This is a genomic window from Leisingera sp. SS27, from assembly GCF_028368855.1.
Taxonomy (GTDB): Bacteria; Pseudomonadota; Alphaproteobacteria; order Rhodobacterales; family Rhodobacteraceae; genus Leisingera.
In genome coordinates this window covers 344,319-368,814 of record NZ_JAQNCY010000001.1, presented here as the reverse complement: position 1 = coordinate 368,814, position 24,496 = coordinate 344,319, and the positions used below count along the sequence as shown (strand labels likewise).

The window sequence follows — 24,496 nt, the reverse complement described above, 5'->3', positions numbered from 1 at the left end:
TGGGCGGGAAATGAAAGCGGCCGGGCAGGCACATGACAGGGATGTGAGCGGCGGTGTGCCGCGCCTGCACCGGCGGAGACAGGAAGAACAAGAATGGTTTCGCGTGTGATACCGGTCGACCCTTTTGACCTGGTGATTTTCGGCGGTACGGGCGATCTGGCGCAGCGCAAGATTCTGCCAGCGCTGTTCCGGCGCCATTGCGCCGGCCAGCTGGAGGGGGATGAGCGGATCATCGGTGCCGCGCGCACCAGCCTGACCAGCGCAGAGTACCGGACCGTTGTGGCTGAAGCGCTGCGCGCGCATGCAGGGCCTAAGGCCTGCGGCGGCGGCGCGCTGGAGGCGTTTCTGGAGCGGATCAGCTATGTGGCGCTGGATGCCCTGGGAGAGCAGGGCTGGCAGGAGCTGAGCCGGCAGCTGCGCCCGGCGGAGGATGTGCCGGTCCGTGTGTTCTATTTCTCGGTCGGACCCGGCCTGTTCGGGCCGCTGGCAGAGCGTTTGCACCGGCATGGGCTGGCCAACGCGGATACGCGGATCGTGGTGGAAAAACCCTTTGGCCGTGATCTGGAAACCGCACGGGAGCTGAACCGGACGCTGGCCAGCCACTTTGACGAGGGCCAGATCTACCGGATCGACCATTATCTGGGCAAGGAGACGGTGCAGAACCTGATGGCGGTCCGCTTCGGCAACATGCTGTTTGAGCCGCTGTGGAACAGCCAGTACGTGGATCACATCCAGATCACCGTGGCCGAGACAGTCGGTGTTGAAGGCCGTGAGGAGTATTATGAGCGCGCGGGCGCCATGCGCGATATGATGCAGAACCACCTGATGCAGCTTCTGTGCCTGATCGCGATGGAACCGCCCGCGAAGTTCGACCCTGACGCGGTCCGCGATGAGAAGCTGAAGGTAATCCGGGCGATGGAACCGGTGGAGCCGCACCACATCGTGCGCGGCCAGTATCAGGCCAGCCTGGACCCCGAAGCGCCGCATCCATCCTACCGCGGGCTGGTCGGCAACCCGCGCAGCACCACTGAGAGCTATGTGGCGCTGAAGGCGCATATCAGCAACTGGCGGTGGGCGGGCACGCCGTTCTATCTGCGGACCGGCAAGCGTCTGGTGAACCGGTCATCCGTCATCAACGTGATGTTCAAGGACGCGCCGCATTCGATCTTCGGCGCCGAGGCCGGGCGGCATGCCAACCACCTGAAGATCCGTCTGCAGCCGAACGAAGGCATCACCCTCAGCGTGACCATCAAGGAGCCAGGGCAGGGCGGGATGCGGCTGATCGATGTGCCGCTGGACATGAGTTTTGCCGAGGCACTTGGGCCAGAGGGCGGCGATCCGCCGGATGCCTATGAACGGCTGATCATGGATGTTGTGCGCGGCAACCAGACGTTGTTTATGAGGGGCGACGAGGTCGAAGCCGCCTGGGCCTGGACCGATCCGGTAATTGAGGGCTGGAAATCCCGCGGCGATGTGCCTAAACCCTACGTTAGCGGTACCACCGGGCCGGAGGACGCCAATTTGCTGATGCGCCGCGACGGGCGGGAATGGAGGGGGATCAACCCATGAAATTCAACGAATATCCTGATCGGGACATGCTGGCGATTGAAGTTGCAAATGAAATCGCCGGGGATCTGAAGACTCATCTTCTGCATCACGACACGGTGTCCTTTGCAGTTGCGGGCGGGACCTCGCCAGGGCTGATTTTTGATGATCTATGCGCCGCGGATATCGAATGGGACCGGGTGCACGTCATGGCGACAGATGAGCGATGGGTGCCGCAGGAGCATGCCCGCTCTAACGCGGCGATGATCCGCCAGCGGCTGCTGCAGAGCCGGGCTGCGAGTGCGCAGTTCCTTCCGTTCCATGTTCCGGAGCGGGAACCGGAAGACGTGCTGGCAGAGCTTGAAAGCCTGGTGGTGCCGGAATTGCCGCTGTCTGTGCTGCTGTTGGGCATGGGCGAAGACATGCATACGGCTTCGCTGTTTCCCGGTACTGCCGGAATTGAGGCGGCGCTGGCCACGAACGCTCCGCCGCTGGCGGTGATGCGGCCGGACAGCCAGCCCGAGGCGCGGATCAGCCTGACGGCCAGGGTGCTGGATGAGGCCATTGCCAAGCATCTGGTGATCTTCGGCGATGCCAAGCGCAAGGCGCTGGAGCAGGCGATGTCGCTGCCGCCGGAAGACGCCCCCATTCAAGCTGTTCTGTCCGAGGCGTCAGTCCATTGGGCGCCTTGAATACTGGAAAGGTAGAAATGTTTACTGCATTGAAGACGCTGCATTCCAAGCTTTGCAGCGAAGATATTTTTCATTTGTTTGATACGGATCCGGGCCGTGCTGATACGTTCAGCGTTTGTTTCGGGGATCTTCTGTTTGATTACTCCAAAACCCTCATAACCGGCGAGGTTCGGGACGCTCTGACGGCTTTGTGCAGCGAACGGGAGGTCGCAGGCCGGCGCGAGGCGATGTTCCAGGGCAGCAAGATCAACGAAACCGAGCAGCGCGCGGTTCTGCACACAGCCCTGCGCGATCCGGGCGGGCCGGAGCTGCTGGTTGACGGTGAAGACATCCGGGCGCCCTTGCGCAAGACGCTTGAGCGGATGGAGAAACTGGCCTCCGATGTCCGTTCTGGCGTGATGCAGGGGCCGGGCGGCATGTTTACCGACGTGGTCAATATCGGCATTGGCGGTTCCGACCTGGGGCCTGTGATGGCGACGCTTGCGCTGGCGCCTTACCATGACGGGCCGCGCTGCCATTTTGTCTCAAACGTGGATGGCGCGCATATTCACGACATCCTGCAACGGCTTGATCCGAAGACGACTTTGGTGATTGTCGCCTCCAAAACCTTCACGACCATTGAAACCATGACCAACGCGGCGACTGCGCGGCGCTGGGTTGAGGCAGGCGGTGGTGAGTCGGCGCAGCAGTTCCTCGCCCTGTCGACCTCTGAGGAGGAAACGGCAGCCTTTGGCATTCCGCGCAATCATGTCTTCGGCTTTGAGGACTGGGTCGGCGGACGCTATTCGGTCTGGGGGCCGATCGGGCTGAGCCTGATGCTGGCTGTGGGACCGGAAGATTTCCGTGCCTTCCTGGCGGGCGGCAAGGCGATGGATGACCATTTCCGCAATGCCCCTTGGGCGCAGAATATGCCGGTGATGCTGGCACTGACCGGCATCTGGCACAATCAGGTTTGCGGCTACCCGACCCGGGCAGTGCTGCCTTATGACCAGCGGCTTCGGCGGCTGCCGGCTTATCTGCAGCAGCTGGAAATGGAATCAAACGGCAAATCTACGGCCATGGACGGCACGTCGCTGCCGTATCCGTCCGGCCCGGTGGTTTGGGGAGAGCCCGGAACCAACGGCCAGCACGCGTTCTATCAGCTGCTGCATCAGGGCACATCGGTCATTCCTGCCGAGTTTCTGGTGGCGGCACAGGGGCATGAGCCGGATCTGGCGCATCACCACAAGCTGCTGGTGGCGAACTGCCTGGCCCAGTCTGAGGCGCTGATGCTGGGCCGCAGCCTGGAGGAAGCCTGCGCGCTGATGCGGGCCAAGGGCTTTGAGGGCGCCGAGCTGGAACGCCAGGCGCGGCACCGGGTGTTCCCGGGCAACCGGCCCTCAACCACATTGCTCTATCCCAAGCTGACGCCGCATGTGCTGGGTCAGATCATTGCCCTTTACGAGCACCGGGTGTTTGTCGAGGGTGTGATCCTTGGAATCAACTCCTTTGATCAATGGGGGGTGGAGCTGGGCAAGGAATTGGCCAACACGCTGGCTCCGCTGCTGGCGGGGGAGAAGAGTGCAGACGGCAAAGACGGGTCAACCCGCGCTTTGCTAGACTATGTGCGCAGCGCCAGCGGGTAATCCCGGTTTTATGTGGTGGCGGGGCGGCAACGCCCCGCGCGGCTATGATCAGGGCAGCGTGACGCTGCTGGTGATTGTGTTGACGAAGTTTCCGCTTGCCGGATCAGTGAGGGAGGAAAACTTACCGCCTCCCTCAGCTGCTGCCCAGGGGCCGGTTCCGCCGCTCAGCTTCCAGCTGCCGGTCAGGGCACCGGAGGCATCCATGCCCTCGGCGTGCCAATGCAGCACAACCTTATCGCCGGCCTTGTCGGTGAAGGCGCAGATGCCGCCGCCCGTCACTCCGGCTGGTGCGGCTTCAACTGCGCCAAAACAGGGGCCTGCGGCACCGTTCATAGGATGACCGGGATCCTCCATTTCGACATTCTCATAGGTGCTGCTGGTTTGGATCACCATGTGGCCGTCAGCAATCTCGGTGGGGGAGTTGCTTGCGGTGCCTGTTCCGGTGCCGCCCTGTTCCCAGGTTGTTCCTGCTCCAGCAGATCCGGCGCTGAAGGCGCACAGGAGTGCGGCGGCAAAAAAGTGGCGTGTCATACTGGTACCCTCCCAAACTAACAGCCCGGACTACGCGGGCGCGCGACACCAGTTTAGCACAAACAGCTGGCTGGTGCTTGACCGGGGCGGTCAAACGGCTGCGCCGGGAGTGCGTTCGGTAAGTGTTTTAAAAATATGGAAGGCTGGAGCGGGTAGCGGGAATCGAACCCGCGCCTTAAGCTTGGGAAGCTCGCATGATACCATTTCACCATACCCGCTTGTGAGGGCAGGATTATGCTGCGGCGCCGGTAAGGTCAAGGGCGCCGCAGCGGAATTTTTAGCTCGACAGGATCAGCCGCGGCGGCGTCTGCGGCGGCCGCCGCCCGCGCTGTCGCCATCACCGCCGCCGGTGTTGAAATTCACCTGCGGCAGGGTGACCACGGTTTCCAGGATCGGGAAGGGTTCCGCCGAGTTCGGGATCGCCGAGGCGTTCACGAAATGCTCCTGGAAGCGGGGCTCTACGGCGGTTTCGATCTTCTCGATCCGGCGCACGGTTTCCTCAATCTCGCCGCGCGCTTCGGTGTTCAGCAGCGCAATGCGGGCGCCGGTGCCTGCGGCGTTGCCGGCCGAAGTGACCTTCTCCAGCACGCAATCGGGGATCATGCCCAGAACCATGGCGTGCTTGGCAGAAATATGCGCGCCAAAGGCGCCGGCCAGCACCACGCGGTCCACGGTGTCGACGCCGAACTTGTCCATCAGGAGGCGGGCGCCGGAGTAGAGCGCGGCCTTGGCCATCTGGATGGCGCGGATGTCGGGGTTGGTGACGGTGATGGTTGGGCCGCCCTCGGCGGAGCCGTCCCACAGCATGTAGGCGTTGGTGCGCCCGTCCTGAATGCAGCGGGCAGAGCCGGTCTGCTCAGCTGAGCCGATCAGGCCGGAGGCGTCCAGCACGCCTGCCAGGCGCATCTCTGCAATCGCCTCGATGATCCCTGAGCCGCAGATGCCGGTGATGCCGGTGGTGGCGATGGATTCCGAGAAACCGTCCTCATCCGACCAGATGTCGGAGCCAATCACCCGGAAGCGCGGCTCCTTGGTTTCCGGATTGATCTCAACCCGTTCGATGGCGCCAGGGGCGGCGCGCTGCCCGCTGGAGATCTGGGCGCCCTCAAACGCCGGGCCGGTGGGGGAGGAGCAGGCGAGGACCTTCTCCTTGTTGCCCAGCAGGATCTCGGCGTTGGTGCCAACGTCCACGACCAGCACAAGGTCCTCGGATTTGTCGGGGGCTTCGGACAGCGCCACAGCGGCGGCATCGGCACCGACGTGCCCGGCGATACAGGGCAGCAGGTAAACACGGGCGGCGGGGTGGATGTTCAGATCCAACTCCACCGCGCGCAGCGCCAGTGCGTTGGAGGTCGCCAGCGCAAAGGGCGCCTGGCCCAGCTCAAATGGGTCGATGCCGAGGAACAGGTGGTGCATCACCGGGTTGCAGACAAAAACGGCATCCACGATCAGCGCCTTGTCGATCTCTGCCTCAGCTGCGATCTGGGTGAAAAGCGCGTTCATGCCCTCGCGCACCGCGCGGGTCATCTCCTGGTCGCCGCCCTTGTTCATCATCGAATAAGAAACGCGGCTCATCAGGTCTTCGCCAAAGCGGATCTGCGGGTTCATGATGCCGGAGGAGGCCACGACCTCACCGGTTTTCAGGTCACACAAGTGGGCAGCGATGGTGGTCGAGCCAAGGTCAACCGCCAGACCATAGATCGAACCCTCATAGAAGCCGGGCCAGATGTGCATGATCTTGGGCGGGTGGTTCTCATCGCCCAAATGCACGGCAACGGTCACCTTCCAGCTGCCTTTGCGCAGGGCGGGCTGCAGCACGTTCAGGATATGCAGGTCGGTCTTGACGCCCTTCAGGTCCCATTGGGCATCCAGCGCCTCGATCAGCCGCTCCATGTCGCCGGTGGGCTTGTGCATGTCGGGCTCTTCCACCTCGACATAGTACAGCCGGGTGGAGGGGTTCATGGTGATGTCACGGGCCTCGGCGCGCTTGCGCACCACCTGGCGGTGGACCTGGCTTTCGGGCGGCACGTCGATCACGATATCGCCTTGCACGGTGGCCTGGCAGCCCAGGCGGCGGCCGTCGATCAGGCCGCGCTTGTCCTTGTAGCGCTGCTCAACCTTGTTCCACTCGCTCAATGCCCCCTCGGCCACGGTCACCCCGTGTTTGGGAAACTCGCCGTAGGAGGGCGTGATCTGGCACTTGGAGCAGATGCCGCGGCCGCCGCAGACCGAGTCCAGATCGACACCGAGCTGCCGGGCGGCTGTCAGGATCGGCGTGCCCGCGGGGAAACGCCCGCGCTTGCCGGAGGGGGTAAACACAACGAGGGGTTCGTCAGTCATGCCTGTGGCCTTCTCATTCCGCAATTTAGGCGGAGCATATGGGCTTTTGCGGCAAGCGAAAGGCAATGGGCGGCATTTTCACGTCTGCTGGCGCCATTTTCCGGGATTTGATGAGTTTCGAATGCTGTTTTTGAGCGGCTTGCGGTCAGCCGCCCGCCTGCGCCTCAACGTCTTCCAGCCACGCCAGAATCTCTGCCCGGTTGCCATCAAGGCGCGGAGCCGGGCGGCGGGTGTCCGGGTCAGGCAGGCCGGTCATCTTGATCGGGTTGCCGGCGGATGTGTTTTCCGGGCGGCCGTCCTCATCCAGCACATCAACAACCATGTTCCGGGCCAGGATCTGGGGATCGCGCAGCACCTGATCCACCGTCTGGATCGGGCCAGTGGGAACACCAGCCTCGCTTAGAACCGCAATCCAGTGATCCTTGGGGCGATCCAAGGTAATTGCTTCGATCAAGCGCTTCAGAAGGCGGGCGTTTTCGCATCGTGCCGGGTTGGTGGCAAAGCGCGGGTCTGCGGCCAGCGGCAGCTGCAGGGCGTCGCAGAGCCGGGCAAACAGTGTGTCATTGCCTGCCGCGATCACGAACAGCCCATCCGCAGCGTGGAAGGTTTCAAACGGGGTAATCGACGGATGCCGCGCACCGGAGGGCAGCGGCGCTTCGCCGGTGACGGAGGTGATGGCAATAGCGTGCTCGAGCAAGGCCAGCTGGCTGTCCAGCATGGCGACGTCGATGAAACGGCCCTTGCCCGTTCTTTGAACGTCCAGAAGGGCTGCGAGGATGCCGTGGCCGAGGAACATGCCAGCCACGATGTCGCCGATGGAGGCACCGACACGCACCGGTTCGCGGTTCTTTTCGCCGGTAATCGACATGACGCCGCCGCGGGCCTGGACCACCATGTCATAAGCCGGTTTCAAGGCGTCAGGGCCTGTGTGCCCGAAGCCTGAGACCGCTCCGTAGATCAGCCGGGGGAACCGGGCGTGCAGCTCTTCCCAGCCGAACCCCAGCCGTTGCATAACGCCCGGGCGGTAGTTCTCCAGGAGCACGTCGGCCTGCACCAGCAGGCGTTCAAAGATCTCACGGTCCTCAGACGCCTTCAAGTCCAGCGCAATGCTTTGCTTGCCGTGGTTGATGGTGGCGAAATAGGCGCTGTCTCCGCCTTTGAAAGGAGGGAAAGAGCGGGTGTCGTCGCCGGTCCTCGGCCGCTCCACCTTGATCACCCTGGCGCCAAGGTCCGACAGGATCATTGAACAATAGGGGCCTGCCAGAACATGGGTCAGGTCCAGAACGGTGATGTCTTTCAAGGGGGCGGACATGGCAAAATCCTGAGTCATTTCTGCAGCTTTACAGATAGCCGGTGTCTGGACATACGCCTTGACCCAGATCAGCCGCGCGCCAAAGAATTGCTGCGGTGCAGGAATTCTTGCAACGGGCCTCTTTCCACCCGCAAGGTTCTGTGCCATAGGGTCACCGCCAAACGGGGTTATGCATGAGGACGACCAATGCAGATTCGTGAGGCTCTCACCTTTGATGATGTTCTACTGGTGCCAGGCGCGTCGAGCGTTCTGCCCAACACTGCGGATACGCGCACACGCGTGACCCAGTCGATCGCCCTCAACATTCCGCTGCTGAGTTCGGCGATGGACACCGTGACCGAGGCGCGGATGGCGATTGCTATGGCGCAGGCCGGCGGCATGGGCGTGATCCACAAGAACCTGAACACCGAGGAGCAGGCCCGCGAAGTGCGCCGGGTCAAGCGGTTTGTTTCCGGTATCGTTTACAACCCCATCACCCTGACCCCGGATCAGACCCTGGCGGATGCCCAGGCGCTGCAGGAACGCTACCGCGTTACCGGTTTTCCGGTGGTGGATGGGTCCGGCCGCGTGGTCGGCATCGTCACCAACCGCGACATGCGCTTTGCAACCGATGCCAGCACGCCGGTTTCCGTCATGATGACTTCGGACAATCTGGCCATGCTGCAAGAGCCGGCCGATCTGGAAGAGGCCAAGTCGCTGATGAAGGCGCGCCGGATCGAGAAGCTGCTGGTGTCCGACAAGGACGGCAAGCTGACTGGCCTGCTGACCCTCAAGGACACGGAGCAGGCGGTTCTGAACCCCACCGCCTGCAAGGACGAGCTGGGACGCCTGCGTGTGGCGGCTGCCAGCTCTGTTGGTGACAGCGGGTATGAGCGGTCCGAGGCGCTGATCGACGCAGGCGTCGATGTTGTGGTGGTGGACACCGCGCATGGTCATTCCGCGGGCGTGATCGACGCCGTGAAGCGTATCAAGGCACAATACAGCAATATTCAGGTTATCGCAGGCAACGTCGCCACCGGTGATGCGACCCGCGCGCTGATCGACGCAGGCGCCGATGCGGTTAAGGTCGGTATCGGCCCCGGCTCTATCTGCACGACCCGTATGGTGGCGGGCGTTGGCGTGCCGCAGCTGACCGCGATCATGGACTGCGCCGCTGCGGCTGGCAATGTGCCGGTTATCGCGGATGGCGGCATCAAGTTCTCCGGCGATTTTGCCAAGGCGATTGCGGCTGGCGCCTCCTGCGCCATGGTCGGCTCGATGATTGCCGGCACCGATGAGTCCCCGGGCGAGGTGATCCTGTATCAAGGCCGCTCGTTCAAATCCTACCGCGGCATGGGGTCCATGGGCGCGATGGCGCGCGGCTCTGCCGACCGGTATTTCCAGAAGGACGCGGCCAGCGACAAACTGGTGCCGGAAGGGATCGAAGGCCAGGTTCCGTATAAAGGCGGTGCCAATGCAGTGATCCACCAGCTGGTGGGCGGCCTGCGTGCGGCGATGGGCTATACCGGCTGTGCAACCGTCGATGAGATGCGCAAGAACTGCAACTTTGTCCGCATCACCGGCGCTGGTCTGAAGGAAAGCCACGTCCACGACGTGCAGATCACCCGCGAAGCGCCGAACTACCGGGTGGGGTAAGATCATGATGGCCGCGTGTCAAAACAGGGCAGGGGCATGACCCCCGCCGCCCGCCTGCAGGCGGCCATCGAAATCCTGGATCAGGTGCTGGCGGGGGAACCCGCCGAGAAGGCGCTGACGTCCTGGGGGCGCCGCAGCCGTTTTGCCGGGTCCAAGGACCGGGCCGCGGTGCGCGATCATGTGTTTGATGCGGTGCGCTGCCTGCGCTCGCACGCCGCTCTTGGAGGCGCCGGCAGCGGCCGCGGATTGATCCTGGGCGCGCTGCGCGAGGCAGGGCAGGACCCGGATGAGGTCTTCACCGGCCTGGGTCATGCGCCTGCGCCTTTGACAGACAGCGAACGGGACCTGCCGTCCGCACCTTCAGGGGCGGAAGCGCTGGATATCCCCGAATGGCTATGGCCGGATTTCCGCGCGAGCCTTGGCGCAGAGGCCGCGGCCGCAGCACTGGCACTGCGCAGCCGGGCACCTGTTCATTTGCGGGTGAATGGCGCGCGCGGAACTGTTGATCAGGCAGTGAACGCATTGGCTGCGGAAGGCATTACTGCTGAGCCGCACCCTGCTTCGTCCACTGCGCTTGAAGTGACAGATGGTGCGCGGAAACTACGCAACTCCAAGCCCTATCAGGATGGCTTTGTGGAGCTTCAGGACGCGGCCAGTCAGGCTGTGACGGACCGGTTGCCGTTAACAGACGGCATGAAGGTTCTGGACTATTGCGCCGGTGGAGGCGGCAAGTCTTTGGCCATGGCGGCGCGGGCCAGTATCCGGAGTTTCGCACATGACGCCGACCCCCGGCGGATGAAGGACCTGCCGGAGCGAGCCGCGCGGGCCGGCGCGGAAGTCACGCTTCTTCCGACCGGTGATTTGGCCCGTTCCGGACCGTTTGACCTGGTTCTGTGCGATGTGCCGTGTTCCGGTTCCGGTTCCTGGCGCCGGGCGCCCGAAGGTAAATGGCGTCTGACCGCCAAAGGGCTGGCGGATCTGCAACGCATCCAAGGGGAAATCCTGCGCAAGGCGGCTGGGCTGGTGACGCCGGACGGCGCGCTGGCCTATGCGACCTGCTCTATGCTCGATGACGAAAACAGCGCGCAAGTTCAAAGGTTTATTGAGGAAAGCCCGGACTGGCATCTGGCGGATCAAAATGGCTGGCAGGTACAGAACGGCACTGACGGGTTCTATGTTGCCGTGTTGACGCGCGCAAAGGGCGGTTGTTAGGGTTTTGACCGTAAAGCGTTTGTGTTTCTTAACGTGGTTTTAACCTAAACCGCCGCGTTATGGCGACAATATGCACTGACCATGGAGCCGCAATGTCCGGTCGCCTAGAATCCTCCGTCCCGGAACTGCGCGTTTACGCACCTGAACATGCCCGGCTGGCCGCAACACTGCTGCTGGCGGTGATGCTGATGGCAGCGCCGTGGATCTTGCCGCTGCCGCACTGGATGGACCGCGGCTTTGTCATGGTGGGGCTGACGCTGGCGGCTGTTGCAGCGCTGCTGGTGGTGCAGGCGCGGATGCGGCTGAATGCGCGGGCGATGGCGGCGGAGCTGTTGACAGGATTCATTGAAAAGGATGCTACCCCCAGCTTTGTCACCGATGGTGACGGGGTGATCCACGCGTGCAATGGCGCTGCCATAAAGCGGTTTGAAGATGCCAGCCGCGAAACGCTGGCAGGCTCGCTGCGGTCGATCCTGGCAAACCCCTCTGCGGTGCTCTACCGGCTGCAAAGCCGCGCCCGTGTTGACGGTGCGGCGCGTGAGGACATTGTCACCCGCCGCGGCCATGTGCGTCTGGCCGTGCACCAGATGAGCGGCGGCAGCTTCCTGTGGCGGGTAGAGGATATACTGGAGCGCAGCAGCAATGGCCGCGGCGCCGACGCGCTGCCGGTTCCGATGATCACTGTGGGCCGCACTGGTGCGGTGCTGTTCATGAACGAGGCCGCGCGCAGCCTGATCGGCGAGCGGGTGAAGTCAACGGACCGCCTGTTTCCGGTGCTTCCGGTGCTGCCGGGGCAGATCAACACGCTCAGCACCAAAAAAGGGCCGGTGCAGGTGCTTGTGAGCGAGCAGAACCGCACCCAGGGCCGCAGCGAGCTGTTCCTGATGGAGGTGGATGAAAGCAGTTTTGAGTCCGCCCAAGCCGGGTTCGAGGCTTTGCCTGTGCCCTTCCTGAAGGTAGCGCCTTCGGGGGAGATCCTGAGCAGCAACCGGATGGCGCTGAGGCTTCTTGGGGTCGACAGCTGCGCCAGCCTGAAACTGGGTCAGCTTATGGAAGGCCTTGGCCGCCCGATGTCCGATTGGCTGCGCGATACCGCGGACGGGCTGGCCCCGAACAAATCGGAATTCCTCCGTCTGTCGCGCTCTGACAAGGAAGTTTTTGTACAGGTCACACTGACCCGCGTGGTGGAAGACGGAACACCGCTTCTGATTGCCGTCCTGAATGACGCGACAGAGCTGAAAACGCTGGAGGCGCAGTTTGTCCAAAGCCAGAAAATGCAGGCGATCGGCCAGCTGGCAGGCGGTGTGGCGCATGACTTCAACAACCTTCTTACGGCGATTTCAGGCCATTGCGACCTGCTGCTGCTGCGTCACGACCAGGGGGATCAGGATTATGGCGATCTGATTCAGATCCATGAAAACGCCAACCGGGCGGCGTCATTGGTGAGCCAGCTGCTGGCGTTCTCCCGCAAGCAGACCCTGCAGCCGGAAACCCTGGATGTGCGGGATACGCTGTCCGACCTGACCCATCTGCTGAACCGCCTGGTCGGGGAAAAGGTCACACTGACGCTTAGCCATGATCCGGTGATGAAATCGATCCGGGCCGACAAGCGGCAGCTGGAACAGGTTCTGATGAACCTGGTAGTGAATGCCCGTGATGCGATGCCGCAGGGCGGTGAAATCCGGGTCGAGACCGAAGTCGTCTCGCTTGAAAAACCTCTGGAGCGGAACCGGGCAACGGTGCCTGCAGGCGATTGGGTGACGGTGAAGGTTTCGGACGAAGGTGTCGGGATTGCCCCGGACAAGCTGCAGAAGGTGTTTGAGCCGTTTTACACCACCAAACGCACGGGTGAGGGGACGGGCCTGGGGCTTTCGACGGCCTACGGCATCATCAAACAGACAGGCGGCTATATCTTTGTCGATTCGGTGAAAGGCCACGGAACGCAATTCACGCTGTTCTTCCCGGTTTACAAACAGCAGGCAGAGCAGCTGGCCGCGGAGAAGCCGGAAGCCGCTGCCGACAAGGCCGCCGCCGCGCAGCATGGTGAAGGCGTGGTGCTGCTGGTCGAGGACGAGGCGCCGGTGCGTGCCTTTGCTTCCCGTGCGCTTAGAATGCGCGGCTACACGGTTCTGGAAGCGGAATCGGCCGAAGATGCGCTGCGCACGCTGGAAGATCCCGGGCTCACGGTGGATGTGTTCGTCACGGATGTTGTGATGCCGGGAATGGACGGTCCAAGCTGGGTGCGCGAGGCACTGAAGGAACGCCCGGACACCCGTGTGGTGTTCGTATCCGGCTATGCAGAGGGCGCCTTTGGCGAGGCAGAGCCGGATGTGCCAAACTCAGTCTTCCTGCCAAAACCGTTCTCGCTCAATCAATTGACGGAGACAGTGCACGCGCAGCTGCATTGACCGGGTGTACCGCCGTTGCCGGCGGTCCGTTTCAGTCAGCGGGTTGGGATGCTGCTGTAGAGCTCAAACTCTGCTGCGCGCTTGCGCCGCAGATGCGTCTCTGTCTCCCGGCTGAGTGTCATGGGCGCCTGGGGGCTCACGTTCTTGCGTTCCAGCCGGATTTCGGTGTTCAGGCGGTGTTCTAGAAACACTTTCAGCGCTTCCTGATCTTCGTAGCGGAACAGATGATCTACCTTGCAGCCGTTGGGCTGCGCCTCCAGGAACTTCGCTTGGCTGCCCACATTGGCAAATGCAGGCGGCTTGCCCTTGCAATAGGCCTGCAGAAATTCGTCGAAGCTGACCCCTTTTGTGGAATTCGGCTGGCCGTCAAGCGCGGGGCGCTGACGGTAGCGGAACCAACTGCCGAGCCAGCTGACGGGTTCCCGCATCACCGCTGCAACTTCCAGTTCAGCGCCGCAGACCTTTTCAAACATCGGCCGTATCCAGCGGTTGTAGCGGTAGAGCGGCGCGTGCTTCAGTTCCGGCGGATCGGAAATCACCAGATCGGCACGGCCGCGCAGGGCCGCCTGAAACGCTGTGGTGCCGGTTTTGGGAACAGACAAAAGTGCCAGCCGTTCCTTGAAAAATATCATCATTCCGTTAACTGCCCGGTAAATAATCTTGCTGCCGATTAACCATAAACCAATCCTTAACACCCTCGTCCTGAAGTGGGTACTCCAGAAATCTGTTGCAATGTTCTCCTTTTGATCCCATAAGGAACAAGAGGTGAACAAAGCAGTGATTGCCGCGCGCCCCGGTGTGTGACACATAGAAAAGGACAAGGGACTATGGCGGATCTTTTGACCATGAAAAATAAAGTAAGCGGTGACAAGCAAAAGGCGCTCGACAGCGCGCTTGCCCAGATTGAGCGGCAGTTCGGCAAGGGCTCGATCATGAAGCTCGGCGACGGCAATGCCATGCAGGAGATCGAGGCAAGCTCGACCGGCTCTCTGGGGCTCGACATCGCGCTGGGGATCGGCGGCCTGCCGATGGGCCGGATCATCGAAATCTATGGCCCGGAAAGCTCGGGCAAGACAACGCTGACCCTGCACTGCATTGCGGAACAGCAGAAAAAGGGCGGCGTCTGCGCCTTTGTCGACGCGGAACATGCGCTGGACCCGCAGTATGCGGCGAAGCTGGGCGTCGATCTGGATGAGCTGCTGATCTCGCAGCCCGACACCGGCGAACAGGCGTTGGAAATCACCGATACGCTGGTGCGGTCCGGCGCGGTCAACATGGTGATCGTCGACTCGGTGGCGGCGCTGACCCCTAAGTCCGAACTTGAGGGCGATATGGGCGACAGCAACGTCGGTGTGCAGGCCCGTCTGATGAGCCAGGCAATGCGCAAGCTGACCGGCTCCATCAGCCGCTCCAAATGCATGGTGATCTTCATCAACCAGATCCGCATGAAGATCGGCGTGATGTTCGGCTCGCCCGAAACCACCACCGGCGGCAACGCACTGAAATTCTACTCCTCCGTCCGTCTGGACATCCGCCGCATCGGCGCGATCAAGGACCGGGACGAGGTGGTTGGCAACGCAACCCGCGTCAAAGTGGTGAAGAACAAGGTCGCGCCGCCGTTCAAGCAGGTGGAATTCGACATCATGTATGGCGAAGGCATCTCCAAGATGGGCGAACTGCTGGACCTGGGGGTGGTGGCCGGTGTCGTCAACAAGTCCGGCGCCTGGTTCTCCTACGGGGATGAGCGGATCGGGCAGGGGCGGGAAAACGCCAAGACCTTCCTGAAGGAAAACCCGTCTGTTGCCTTTGACATTGAAGATAAGATCCGCGCCTCCCACGGGCTGGAGTTCGAGCGCCCGGAAACAGACGGCGCAGACGATATCCTTGAGGCCTAAGCGCCGGAAAATCTGATCAAATACCGAAACGGTAAGGGCGCGGCGCAGGCTGCGCCCTTTTTCGCAGGCGATGCCGCTTACCGCTGTGGACAGCGCCCGGGTGCACGGGTAAACCTGCCCGGAACGCTTGTTTTAAGCCCGCAAGAGATCCCGCACATGCCGACGCTCAACGATATCCGCTCCACCTTTCTGAACTACTTTGCCAAACAGGGGCATGAAGTTGTCGATTCCAGCCCGCTGGTGCCGCGCAACGACCCGACCCTGATGTTCACCAACTCAGGCATGGTTCAGTTCAAGAACTGCTTTACCGGGGTGGAAACCCGCGACTACAAGCGCGCGACCACCTCGCAGAAATGCGTGCGCGCCGGCGGCAAGCACAATGATCTCGACAACGTTGGCTATACCGCACGCCACCACACCTTCTTCGAGATGCTCGGCAATTTTTCCTTTGGCGACTACTTCAAGCATGAGGCGATCCCCTTTGCCTGGGAACTGATCACCAAGGAATTCGAAATTCCGAAAGACCGGCTGTACACCACCGTCTATCACACCGACGACGAAGCCTTTGAAATCTGGAAGAAGATGGGCGTGCCGGAGGACCGGATCATCCGCATCGCCACCTCTGACAATTTCTGGCAGATGGGCGACACCGGTCCTTGCGGGCCTTGCACCGAAATCTTTTATGACCACGGCGACCACATCTGGGGCGGCCCTCCGGGCTCGCCCGAGGAAGACGGCGACCGGTTTATCGAGATCTGGAACCTCGTCTTCATGCAGAACGAGAAGTTCGCGGACGGCTCGATGGTTGACCTCGAGATGCAGTCGATCGACACCGGCATGGGGCTGGAGCGGATTGCAGCGCTGCTGCAGGGCACCCACGATAACTATGAAACCGATCTGTTCAAGTCGCTGATCGAAGCCTCAGCAAACGTCACCAACACCGATCCGTTTGGCGATCAGAACGTGCATCACCGGGTGATTGCCGATCACCTGCGTTCCTGCTCCTTCCTGATTGCAGAAGGCGTGCTGCCGTCCAACGAAGGCCGCGGCTATGTTCTGCGCCGGATCATGCGCCGCGCGATGCGTCATGCCTCGCTCCTGGGTGCCACCGATCCCGTGATGCACAAGCTGGTGCCGTCGCTGGTCCAGAAAATGGGCGCGGCTTATCCGGAACTTGGTCAAGGGCAGGCGCTGATCGAGGAAACCTTCGAGCAGGAAGAAACCCGCTTCCTCAAGACCCTGGACCGCGGCCTGAAGCTGCTTGACGACGCCTCTGCCGATCTGAGCAAGGGCGATGTTCTGCCGGGCGAAACCGCGTTCAAGCTCTATGACACCTACGGCTTCCCGCTCGACCTGACGCAGGACGCCCTGCGCGCCAAGGAGATCGAGGTCGACACCGATGGGTTCGACGCTGCGATGAAAGAGCAGAAAGAGAAATCCCGCGCTGGCGGCATCGGGCTGGGTGAAGCCGCGGATGTGAAGGTTTACTTCGACATCGTGGACGCCGCCGGCACCACTGATTTCCTGGGTTATGAGACCGAGAAGGCCGAGGGCCAGATCGTTGCCATCGTCAAGGACGGCGCGCAGGTGCAGTCCGCGGCCAAGGGCGACACTGTGCAGGTCATCCTGAACCAGACGCCGTTTTACGGCGAAAGCGGTGGACAGGTGGGCGACACTGGCGTGCTGACCGTTGAAGGCGGTGCAGCCCGTGTCACCGACACCAAGAAGGTGGAGGGCCTGTTCCTGCACATCGCCGAAGTGACCGAGGGCGAGATTGCCGTGGGCAAAGGCGCGGCGATGGAAGTGGATCACGCACGCCGCAGCAGGATCCGTGCCAACCATTCGGCCACGCACCTGCTGCACGAAGCGCTGCGCAATGCGCTGGGGGAACATGTGGCGCAGAAGGGGTCGCTGAACGCAGAAGACAGGCTGCGGTTCGACTTCAGCCACAACAAGGCGATGAGCGCGGAAGAACTGGCCAAGGTCGGCTTGGAAGTGAATGATTTCATTCGTCAGAACACGCCCGTGTCGACCCGGATCATGACCCCGGATGACGCGCGCGACTTGGGTGCCCAGGCACTGTTCGGCGAAAAATACGGCGAAGAGGTCCGTGTTGTCTCCATGGGCCGTGCGCCGACCGGCAAGGGCCACGATGGCGACACCTACTCGATTGAGCTGTGCGGCGGTACCCATGTGAAGCAGACAGGCGACATCGGCACCTTTGTCATCCTGGGCGACAGCGCGTCCTCTGCCGGGGTGCGCCGGATTGAGGCGCTGACCGGTGCGGCGGCGGTTGAGCATCTGGAGCGTGAAGCGGGCCGGATGGCTGAGGTCGCTGGCGCGCTGAAGGCGCAGCCTGCTGAGGTTCTGGACCGTCTGAAGGCGATGATGGACGAACGCAAGGCGCTGCAGAACGAGATTTCCAACCTCAAGCAGCAGATTGCCATGGGCGGTGGTTCCGGCGGCGGAGCTGAGGCCAAGGACGTCAATGGAAAGAAATTCCTGGCCCAGGCGCTGCAGGGCGTGTCCGGTAAAGACCTGCGCGGCCTGATCGACAAGCACAAGCAGAACATCGGCTCCGGTGTGATCCTGCTGATCGCCGAGGAAGATGGCAAGGTTGCTGTCGCGGCCGGTGTCACCGACGATCTGACCGGTGAAGTCTCGGCTGTGGATGTGCTGAAGGCTGCCGTCCCTGCAGTGGGCGGCAAGGGCGGCGGCGGCCGTCCGGACATGGCCCAAGGCGGCGGTAAGGACTTCTCCGGCGCTGAGGAAGCGATCAAGGCAGCGGAGGCGCTGCTGGCCGGCTGACCATTTGGTCAAAAAACACTTGGTCTTTCCGGCAATCTGCCTAAGCTGCCGGAAAGATCATGAAACTGGGAGGCTCCGATGCCCGCACTTTGGATTGCACATGTGACCGTTACTGATGCCGATGCCTATGGCAAATATGCCGAATTGGCAGGACCCGCCGTTGCCAAGCATGGCGGTGAATTCATCGCTCGCGGCGGCCGGTTCGTGCAATTGGAGGGCAAGGAGCGCCCGCGCAATGTGGTGGCGAAATTCCCGAGCGTCGAAGCTGCGGTGGATTGTTATCACAGCCCGGAATACCAGGAAGCGCTGAGCCACGCGCGCGGCGCGTCTGAGCGCGAATTGATGGTATTGGAAACCAGCGAATAGGCGCTGGTCGGGCAGACACGTTCTGTTTGATAGAAATTAGCCCCATTCGGCGCTTTGCCGGATGGGGTTTTGTGTTAATCAGGAAAGGTTGCATCATGGCTTGTTCATTTTGAGATGTGCGTGCTGCGGTGTTGAAAACAGATGACCAGAACGGCGATTCCCAAGGGGGATGTTCTCCAAGGAACCAAAAGCGGATGACCTTCTGATCTACCGGATCGTGGTTCGCTCAGGATGGAAGCCGTGCCATGATTGTTCACATTATCTCTGGATCGCAGACAGTTCCGCAGCCTGGTCCGCAGCAGGTTCAGCAAACTCAGCATGCGCAACGCTCTGATGAAAGGCTGCTCTCTGCGCAGCCTGCGTCCAAACTGCCGGGCAGTGCGGTGGCGTCTATGGTGGTCCTGGCGGTGCCGGATACCGGGAAGGGGCGCGACGCGGACTTGCAGTCTGAGTTGAATCAGCAGCCCAGGCGCGGCGGCACCGGTGGCATAAACGAAGAAGCTGTCAAGATTTTAGAGGATCTGTTGAGCAGCACTTCATCAAACGGTGAGTTCCGCACGGAGCTGAAGACGCAGTTGGCTGCGGCGGGTCATGACCCGTCAAAACCGATCATGGATATCCGGGTCTGAGGACAAGCAGCCCTGCCAAGGAAAAGGCCGCTCTGCAGAGCGGCCTTTGTTGTATTTACTGGCTGGCCTTGGACATCCGCTTACGCTCATGCGGGTCCAGGTAGCGTTTGCGCAGGCGTACCTTGTTCGGTGTCACTTCGACCAGTTCGTCGTCGTTGATATAGGCAATAGCCTCTTCCAGCGACAGCGACATCGGGGTGGTAAGGCGGACCGCGTCGTCGGTGCCGGAAGCCCGCACGTTTGTCAGCTTCTTGCCCTTCAGGGGGTTCACTTCCAGGTCGTTGTCGCGGGAGTGCTCGCCGATGATCATGCCGGTGTATACGTCGGCCTGGGCGCCGATCATCATCTTGCCGCGCTCCTCCAGGTTCCACAGCGCGTAAGCCACGGACTGGCCGTTTTCCATCGAGATCAGCACACCTGCGCGGCGGCCCGGAATGGAACCCTTGTGCGGAGCCCAGCCATGGAACACGCGGTTCAGCACGCCGGTGCCGCGGGTGTCGGTCAGAAACTCGCCGTGATAGCCAATCAGACCGCGGGAGGGGACGTGGGCGATGATGCGGGTTTTGCCGGCACCAGCCTGCTTCATCTCGACCAGTTCACCCTTGCGGGCGCCGGTCAGCTTCTCGATCACCGCGCCGGAGTATTCGTCGTCCACGTCGATGGTGGCTTCTTCGATCGGTTCCATGCGGACGCCGTCGACTTCCTTCATGATCACCTGGGGACGGGAGATCGACAGCTCGAACCCTTCGCGGCGCATGTTTTCGATCAGAACGCCCATCTGCAGTTCGCCGCGGCCAGAGACCTCGAATGCCTCACCGCCGGGAGTGTCGGCGATTTTGATGGCGACGTTGGATTCGGCCTCTTTCATCAGGCGGTCGCGGATAACGCGGGACTGGACTTTCTTACCGTCACGGCCCGCAAGCGGGCTGTCGTTGATGCCGAAGGTCACGGTGATGGTTGGCGGGTCGATCGGCTGGGCGTCCAGCGGCTCATCCACTGCCAGGGCGCAGATCGTGTCGGCAACGGTGGCCTTGGACATGCCGGCGATGGAAACGATGTCGCCCGCCTGTGCCTCTTCAATGTCCTGCTGGGCCAGACCGCGGAACGCCTGGATCTTGGTCACGCGGAACTGTTCGATCTTCTGGCCGATGCGGGAGATTGCCTGCACGGTGGCGCCGACTTTCAGGGTGCCGGTTTCAACCCGGCCGGTCAGCAGGCGGCCGACAAACGGGTCGCTGCCCAGCGTGGTGGCCAGCATGCGGAAATCGTCGTCCTGCTTCTTCACCTGCTTGGGCTCGGGCACGTGGTTCACGATCAGGTTGAACAGCGCGCTCAGGTCCTTGCGGGGGCCGTCCAGCTCATTGTCGGCCCAGCCGTTGCGGCCGGAGGCATACATGTGCGGGAAGTCCAGCTGGTCTTCGGTCGCGTCGAGCGAGGCAAAGAGGTCAAAGCATTCGTCCAGCGCGCGGTCGGGCTCGGCGTCCGGCTTGTCGACCTTGTTCAGAACCACGATCGGGCGCAGGCCCAGGGCCAGCGCCTTGGAGGTCACGAATTTGGTCTGGGGCATCGGGCCCTCGGCCGCATCCACCAGCAGCACCACACCGTCGACCATCGACAGGATCCGCTCAACTTCACCGCCGAAATCGGCGTGGCCGGGGGTGTCGACGATGTTGATCCGTGTGCCGTGCCATTCCACCGAGGTCGGTTTGGCAAAAATGGTGATGCCGCGCTCGCGCTCCAGATCGTTGCTGTCCATGGCGCGCTCCGCCACAGCCTGGTTTTCGCGGAAGGCGCCGGACTGTTTCAGAAGCTCGTCAACCAGGGTGGTCTTGCCGTGGTCAACGTGAGCAATGATCGCAATGTTGCGCATATCCATGACGTTCGCCTTTGTAAGGAAGTTGGGCCGCGCATAGCCCGAACCCCGCACAAAGGCCAGAGGAAAACCGCCGCGGGCCGCCTCAAATGCCGATCAGTGGCCTGAGGACTTGGAAAACAAGTGGATTATGACGATTCCGGACATGATCAGCGCCATGCCGATAACGGCGGGCAGGTCCAGTTTTTGCCCGAAGACGATGAACGCAATGACCGCAATCAGCAGGATGCCAAGGCCGGACCAGATGGCGTAGACGACGCCTACGGGCATGAATTTGAGCGTCAGTCCCATCATGTAGAACGAAAAGGCGTAGGCGACGAGCACGATCAGAGACGGGCCAAGTTTGCTGAACTGCTGGCTGGCCTGCAGCGCTGTGGTGCCGATGGTCTCTGCAGCCACCGCGATGATCAGGTAGACGTAGTGAACCGGCATCCCAGCCTCCCTCAAGCGCTTGCCGCGGGTAAACCCGCTGGTCTGACATCCGGCCTATCCGATCTGTTCGTGCCGGGGAAGTCCTGAAGCGGCACGGGCTTGCCGGATTCCGCAAGCGCCGCGAAGTGAACAGGCTACTGTGCGCAGGCACACTGTACTTCATGTTGGTTAATTATTAGGAGATTGTTCCAACAATGTGGATCGAACTGAAACATTAGTTTGATTCCTGGAATCGGAATGAGGATTGCCGCATGTGCCGCTGGGCTGCCTATACGGGTGCCGACGTCTTCCTGGAAGACATCATATCTATACCTGCGCATTCGCTGATTGCGCAAAGCCAGAAAGCGGTGGAATGCAAAACCGCCACCAATGGCGACGGGTTCGGGATCGCCTGGTATGGCCAGCGGGCCGAGCCCGGACTGTACCGCGATGTCTACCCGGCCTGGTCGGACTGCAACCTGCGGGCGCTGGCGCATCAGGTGCAGTCGGGGTTGTTCCTGGCGCACGTCCGGGCCTCCACCGGATCTGCCACCAGCCGTAACAATTGCCATCCGTTCACCGCAGGCAAGTGGAGCTTCATGCACAACGGACAGGTCGGAGGGTTCGAGACGTTTCGCCGCCACGCCGACATGTGCATCCCGGATGAACTGTATGAGCACCGCAAGGGGGCTACCGACAGCGAGGTGCTGTTTCTGCTGGCCCTGCGTGAGGGGCTGGATGCGGATCCCAAGGGGGCTCTGGAACGCGCAGTGGCGCGAATGGAGGGGCTCTCGCGGGCACGCGGGACAACCCCCCATATGCGTTTGTCGGCGGCGATGTCAGATGGCAAGACCTTGTACGCGGCGCGTTATTCATCGGACAGCATTGCGCCGTCGGTTTACTACCGCTGGAGTGAATGCATGAACGGCTGGGCAGTGGTGTCGGAGCCGCTGGAGGATACTGGTGAAGCGTGGTGCGAGCTGAAGCCGGGAGAGTTTCTGGCGCTGACATCGAAGGGGGCGGAAATTCAGCCGTTTCAGCCATTTTTGGGGTGAAGTGCTGCCTCGTGAGGGGCGGCGCAACTGTTTACAGGCGGCCTGCTTCGCGGAACCAGGGCTCGATCTGCGCCCGGACATAAGTCCAGACATCTGGCGCGCCGCGGCTGACTTTGCCGCCGACACGGGCGTCAAGCTGCGGCAGGCTGACGTCGTAATCGACCCAGCTGCCGCCGCCGTTCAGCAGATTCAAGAGTACAGGCTGCACCCGGTCGATGGATTTGGCGAAAACTGCATCAGAGCTTTCTGCAGCCTCGAATTCCTCCCAGACCGCCCGCATCGGTGCCCCGTGGTCCTGAGGTAGCAGGCCGAATAATCTATCCGCAGCAGCCAGTTCCTCGGCAGCCAGGGCAGCAAGTGCTGCAGGATCAACCACGCCGTGGATCGGCGCATCGCCGGCGTCGATCTCCACAAGGTCGTGCAGCAGCAGCATCTGCAGCACCCGGTCGACTTCAACTGTTTCAGAGCTGTGTTCTGACAGCACCCAGGCATAGAGCATGATGTGCCAGCTATGCTCCGCCGAGTTTTCGTGCCTTGACCCATCGCCAAGTTTAGAGGCGCGGGTAATCAGCTTCAGTTTGTCGGCCTCGTTGAGGAAGGGCAGGCGTGCAGTCAGGCGGCTGCAATCGTGCCCTGTACCCTCACCCAGCAGCGAAAGCGCGTGATGGAAGGCTTCCGGCAGATGCTGTTCCAGTGCTGCCGCCCGGCCGCCAAACAGGTTCTGCCGGACCACATCTATGTGCCAATCCAGCGGAGCAGCGCCATAGAGCGTCTGAAAGATCGGCTGGCAGTGATCCACCCGCTTGGCAAATTGAGCGTCGGGCGTCTCTGCGGCTTCGAATTCGTGCCACAGGGACAGGAATTCAGCACATTGATCTGTCGGCAGCAGCCCGAACAGCCGCTGGGCCGCAGCCTGTTCTGCAGCTGCCACCGCTTCCCAATCGACTTCATCGGTAATCGGGTGATCGCCTGCGTCGATCTCTACCAGATCGTGCAGCAGAAGCATCCGTATGGCGCGGAAAACATCCACTTCCGGTGTGGCAAAAGGAGCCAGAACCAGCGCATAAAGCGCCAGGTGCCAGCTGTGCTCGGCCGAGTTCTCGCAACGGCTGCAATCGATGATCAGGTTCTGGCGCTCAACACCGCGCAGCTTGTCGGCTTCGAGCAGAAAGGCAAACTGCGACTGCAGGCGGGCGCTCACGTCTCACCCTTCGCGCCGAGCTGGGCTTGCAGGTCGGCAACTTTCTTGTTGAGGAAGTCGCGCGCCTTGCGTTCAGCCAAGCGCACCCGGATTTCGGTCAGAAATGCCTCTTCGAGCGATTGGGAGGCGGCGCCAAGAACCTGGCCCACCTCCACATAAAACCGATCTTCACCACTGGCGTCCTGCACTTTGAGCGTATCGACCGCCAGTTTCTGGGCCAGCGTTTCGATTGTGCCCATCAGCGGGTGTTCTCCGTCAGGCGGCGCTTCACGTAATCGGAAACAGTGCCGATCATCGTGTCCATGTGCGGTTCCTGAAAGAAGTGATCCGCGCCTTCCACCTCAGTATGGGTGATGGTGATGCCCTTCTGCTCATGCAGCTTGCCGACCAGGCTGGCAGTGTCCGCGGGCGGTGCCACACGGTCGGCGGTGCCGTTGATGATCAGGCCGGAGGACGGGCAGGGTGCCAGGAAGGAGAAATCATACATGTTGGCCGGCGGCGCAACCGAGATGAATCCGGTAATCTCAGGGCGGCGCATCAAGAGTTGCATGCCGATCCAGGCACCGAAGGAGAAGCCCGCAACCCAGCAATGCTTGGAGTTGGAGTTCATCGACTGAAGGTAATCCAGCGCTGAGGCGGCATCGGACAGCTCGCCTACGCCCTGGTCGTATTCGCCCTGGCTGCGGCCGACGCCGCGGAAATTGAACCGCAGAACCGTGAAGCCCATGTTGTAGAACGCGTAGTGGAGGTTGTAGACCACCTTGTTGTTCATGGTGCCGCCGAACTGCGGGTGCGGGTGCAGCACGATTGCGATCGGGGCGTCTTTTTCTTTTTGCGGGTGATAGCGGCCTTCGAGGCGGCCTTCGGGTCCAGGAAAGATGACCTCGGGCATGGGCGGTTAAAATCCTACTCTCGTTGTCGGGTCTGCCGGCAGAATACTTGACGGGTTCGGTCAGGC

20 protein-coding genes and 1 tRNA gene are annotated in these 24,496 nt (G+C 61.8%); 11 read left to right on the top strand and 10 right to left on the bottom strand.

Going from position 1 to position 24,496, the window contains the following annotated elements:
* The first annotated feature begins 93 nt into the window (after nucleotides 1-93).
* The 3 genes from zwf to pgi are packed head-to-tail and all read left to right on the top strand — an operon-like array spanning nucleotide 94 to nucleotide 3,862.
* Entirely contained in the window at nucleotides 94-1,569 is a 1,476-nt protein-coding gene (zwf, locus tag N6L27_RS01775) for a glucose-6-phosphate dehydrogenase (protein WP_271905364.1), read from the top strand.
* Nucleotides 1,566-2,237 (top strand): 6-phosphogluconolactonase, encoded by a 672-nt coding sequence (pgl, locus tag N6L27_RS01770; RefSeq protein ID WP_271905363.1) that lies wholly within the window; start codon nucleotides 1,566-1,568, stop codon nucleotides 2,235-2,237. Before zwf ends, pgl begins: the two co-directional genes overlap by 4 nt.
* A gap of 17 nt (nucleotides 2,238-2,254) precedes the next feature.
* Nucleotides 2,255-3,862: a glucose-6-phosphate isomerase gene (gene pgi, locus N6L27_RS01765; RefSeq protein WP_271905362.1), complete on the top strand. Its 1,608-nt coding sequence runs from the start codon at nucleotides 2,255-2,257 to the stop codon at nucleotides 3,860-3,862.
* Nucleotides 3,863-3,910: 48 nt separating this feature from the next.
* Here the strand turns inward: pgi and N6L27_RS01760 are convergent, their stop codons facing one another.
* The 4 genes from N6L27_RS01760 to N6L27_RS01745 all read right to left on the bottom strand — a co-directional run bounded on the left by N6L27_RS01760 (nucleotide 3,911) and on the right by N6L27_RS01745 (nucleotide 8,045).
* On the bottom strand, nucleotides 3,911-4,393 hold the full coding sequence (locus N6L27_RS01760; protein WP_271905361.1) for a hypothetical protein: 483 nt from the start codon (nucleotides 4,391-4,393) through the stop codon (nucleotides 3,911-3,913).
* A gap of 144 nt (nucleotides 4,394-4,537) precedes the next feature.
* Nucleotides 4,538-4,611 (bottom strand) — tRNA-Gly (locus N6L27_RS01755).
* A 73-nt stretch (nucleotides 4,612-4,684) separates the two neighbouring features.
* Entirely contained in the window at nucleotides 4,685-6,733 is a 2,049-nt protein-coding gene (locus tag N6L27_RS01750; RefSeq protein ID WP_271905360.1) for an ASKHA domain-containing protein, read from the bottom strand.
* A gap of 145 nt (nucleotides 6,734-6,878) precedes the next feature.
* A complete protein-coding gene (locus N6L27_RS01745; protein WP_271906236.1) occupies nucleotides 6,879-8,045 on the bottom strand; it encodes a CaiB/BaiF CoA transferase family protein in 1,167 nt (388 codons plus the stop codon).
* A 186-nt stretch (nucleotides 8,046-8,231) separates the two neighbouring features.
* On the opposite strand from N6L27_RS01745, the gene guaB reads away from it, so the two are divergent.
* From guaB to N6L27_RS01730, 3 genes are all read left to right on the top strand, one after another.
* Nucleotides 8,232-9,680 (top strand): IMP dehydrogenase, encoded by a 1,449-nt coding sequence (gene guaB / locus N6L27_RS01740; protein WP_271905359.1) that lies wholly within the window; start codon nucleotides 8,232-8,234, stop codon nucleotides 9,678-9,680.
* Nucleotides 9,681-9,716: 36 nt separating this feature from the next.
* Entirely contained in the window at nucleotides 9,717-10,892 is a 1,176-nt protein-coding gene (locus tag N6L27_RS01735; protein ID WP_271905358.1) for an RsmB/NOP family class I SAM-dependent RNA methyltransferase, read from the top strand.
* Nucleotides 10,893-10,984: 92 nt separating this feature from the next.
* Nucleotides 10,985-13,300, top strand: coding sequence for an ATP-binding response regulator (locus tag N6L27_RS01730; protein WP_271905357.1), 2,316 nt, complete (start codon nucleotides 10,985-10,987; stop codon nucleotides 13,298-13,300).
* Nucleotides 13,301-13,335: 35 nt separating this feature from the next.
* Here N6L27_RS01730 and N6L27_RS01725 read toward each other — a convergent pair whose 3' ends face one another.
* On the bottom strand, nucleotides 13,336-13,935 hold the full coding sequence (locus N6L27_RS01725) for a gamma-glutamyl kinase (protein ID WP_271906234.1): 600 nt from the start codon (nucleotides 13,933-13,935) through the stop codon (nucleotides 13,336-13,338).
* Between the two features lie 192 nt (nucleotides 13,936-14,127).
* Between N6L27_RS01725 and recA the strand changes: the two genes are divergently transcribed.
* From recA to N6L27_RS01705, 4 genes are all read left to right on the top strand, one after another.
* Nucleotides 14,128-15,195, top strand: a complete 1,068-nt coding sequence (gene recA, locus N6L27_RS01720) for a recombinase RecA (protein ID WP_271905356.1) — start codon at nucleotides 14,128-14,130, stop codon at nucleotides 15,193-15,195.
* 156 nt (nucleotides 15,196-15,351) lie between these two features.
* Nucleotides 15,352-18,003, top strand: coding sequence for an alanine--tRNA ligase (gene alaS, locus N6L27_RS01715; protein WP_271905355.1), 2,652 nt, complete (start codon nucleotides 15,352-15,354; stop codon nucleotides 18,001-18,003).
* Between the two features lie 78 nt (nucleotides 18,004-18,081).
* Complete coding sequence (locus tag N6L27_RS01710) at nucleotides 18,082-18,369, top strand: DUF1330 domain-containing protein (RefSeq protein WP_271905354.1); 288 nt, start codon at nucleotides 18,082-18,084, stop codon at nucleotides 18,367-18,369.
* 245 nt (nucleotides 18,370-18,614) lie between these two features.
* Nucleotides 18,615-18,998, top strand: coding sequence for a hypothetical protein (locus tag N6L27_RS01705; protein WP_271905353.1), 384 nt, complete (start codon nucleotides 18,615-18,617; stop codon nucleotides 18,996-18,998).
* A gap of 55 nt (nucleotides 18,999-19,053) precedes the next feature.
* On the opposite strand, the gene typA is transcribed toward N6L27_RS01705, so the two are convergent.
* Both typA and N6L27_RS01695 read right to left on the bottom strand, forming a co-directional pair.
* On the bottom strand, nucleotides 19,054-20,874 hold the full coding sequence (typA, locus tag N6L27_RS01700; RefSeq protein WP_271905352.1) for a translational GTPase TypA: 1,821 nt from the start codon (nucleotides 20,872-20,874) through the stop codon (nucleotides 19,054-19,056).
* Nucleotides 20,875-20,967: 93 nt separating this feature from the next.
* Complete coding sequence (locus N6L27_RS01695; protein ID WP_271905351.1) at nucleotides 20,968-21,303, bottom strand: DMT family transporter; 336 nt, start codon at nucleotides 21,301-21,303, stop codon at nucleotides 20,968-20,970.
* 251 nt (nucleotides 21,304-21,554) lie between these two features.
* Here N6L27_RS01695 and N6L27_RS01690 point away from each other — a divergent pair, with 251 nt between their 5' ends.
* Entirely contained in the window at nucleotides 21,555-22,337 is a 783-nt protein-coding gene (locus N6L27_RS01690) for a class II glutamine amidotransferase (protein WP_271905350.1), read from the top strand.
* Between the two features lie 31 nt (nucleotides 22,338-22,368).
* Here N6L27_RS01690 and N6L27_RS01685 read toward each other — a convergent pair whose 3' ends face one another.
* The 3 genes from N6L27_RS01685 to N6L27_RS01675 are packed head-to-tail and all read right to left on the bottom strand — an operon-like array spanning nucleotide 22,369 to nucleotide 24,430.
* The gene (locus N6L27_RS01685) at nucleotides 22,369-23,538 is read right to left on the bottom strand and encodes an HD domain-containing protein (RefSeq protein WP_271905349.1); all 1,170 of its coding nucleotides are present in this window, start codon (nucleotides 23,536-23,538) and stop codon (nucleotides 22,369-22,371) included.
* Entirely contained in the window at nucleotides 23,535-23,777 is a 243-nt protein-coding gene (locus N6L27_RS01680; RefSeq protein ID WP_271905348.1) for a hypothetical protein, read from the bottom strand. The genes N6L27_RS01685 and N6L27_RS01680 overlap by 4 nt, the downstream gene beginning before the upstream one ends.
* Nucleotides 23,777-24,430: an alpha/beta hydrolase gene (locus N6L27_RS01675; protein ID WP_019296279.1), complete on the bottom strand. Its 654-nt coding sequence runs from the start codon at nucleotides 24,428-24,430 to the stop codon at nucleotides 23,777-23,779. The genes N6L27_RS01680 and N6L27_RS01675 overlap by 1 nt, the downstream gene beginning before the upstream one ends.
* Between the last annotated feature and the right edge of the window lie 66 nt (nucleotides 24,431-24,496).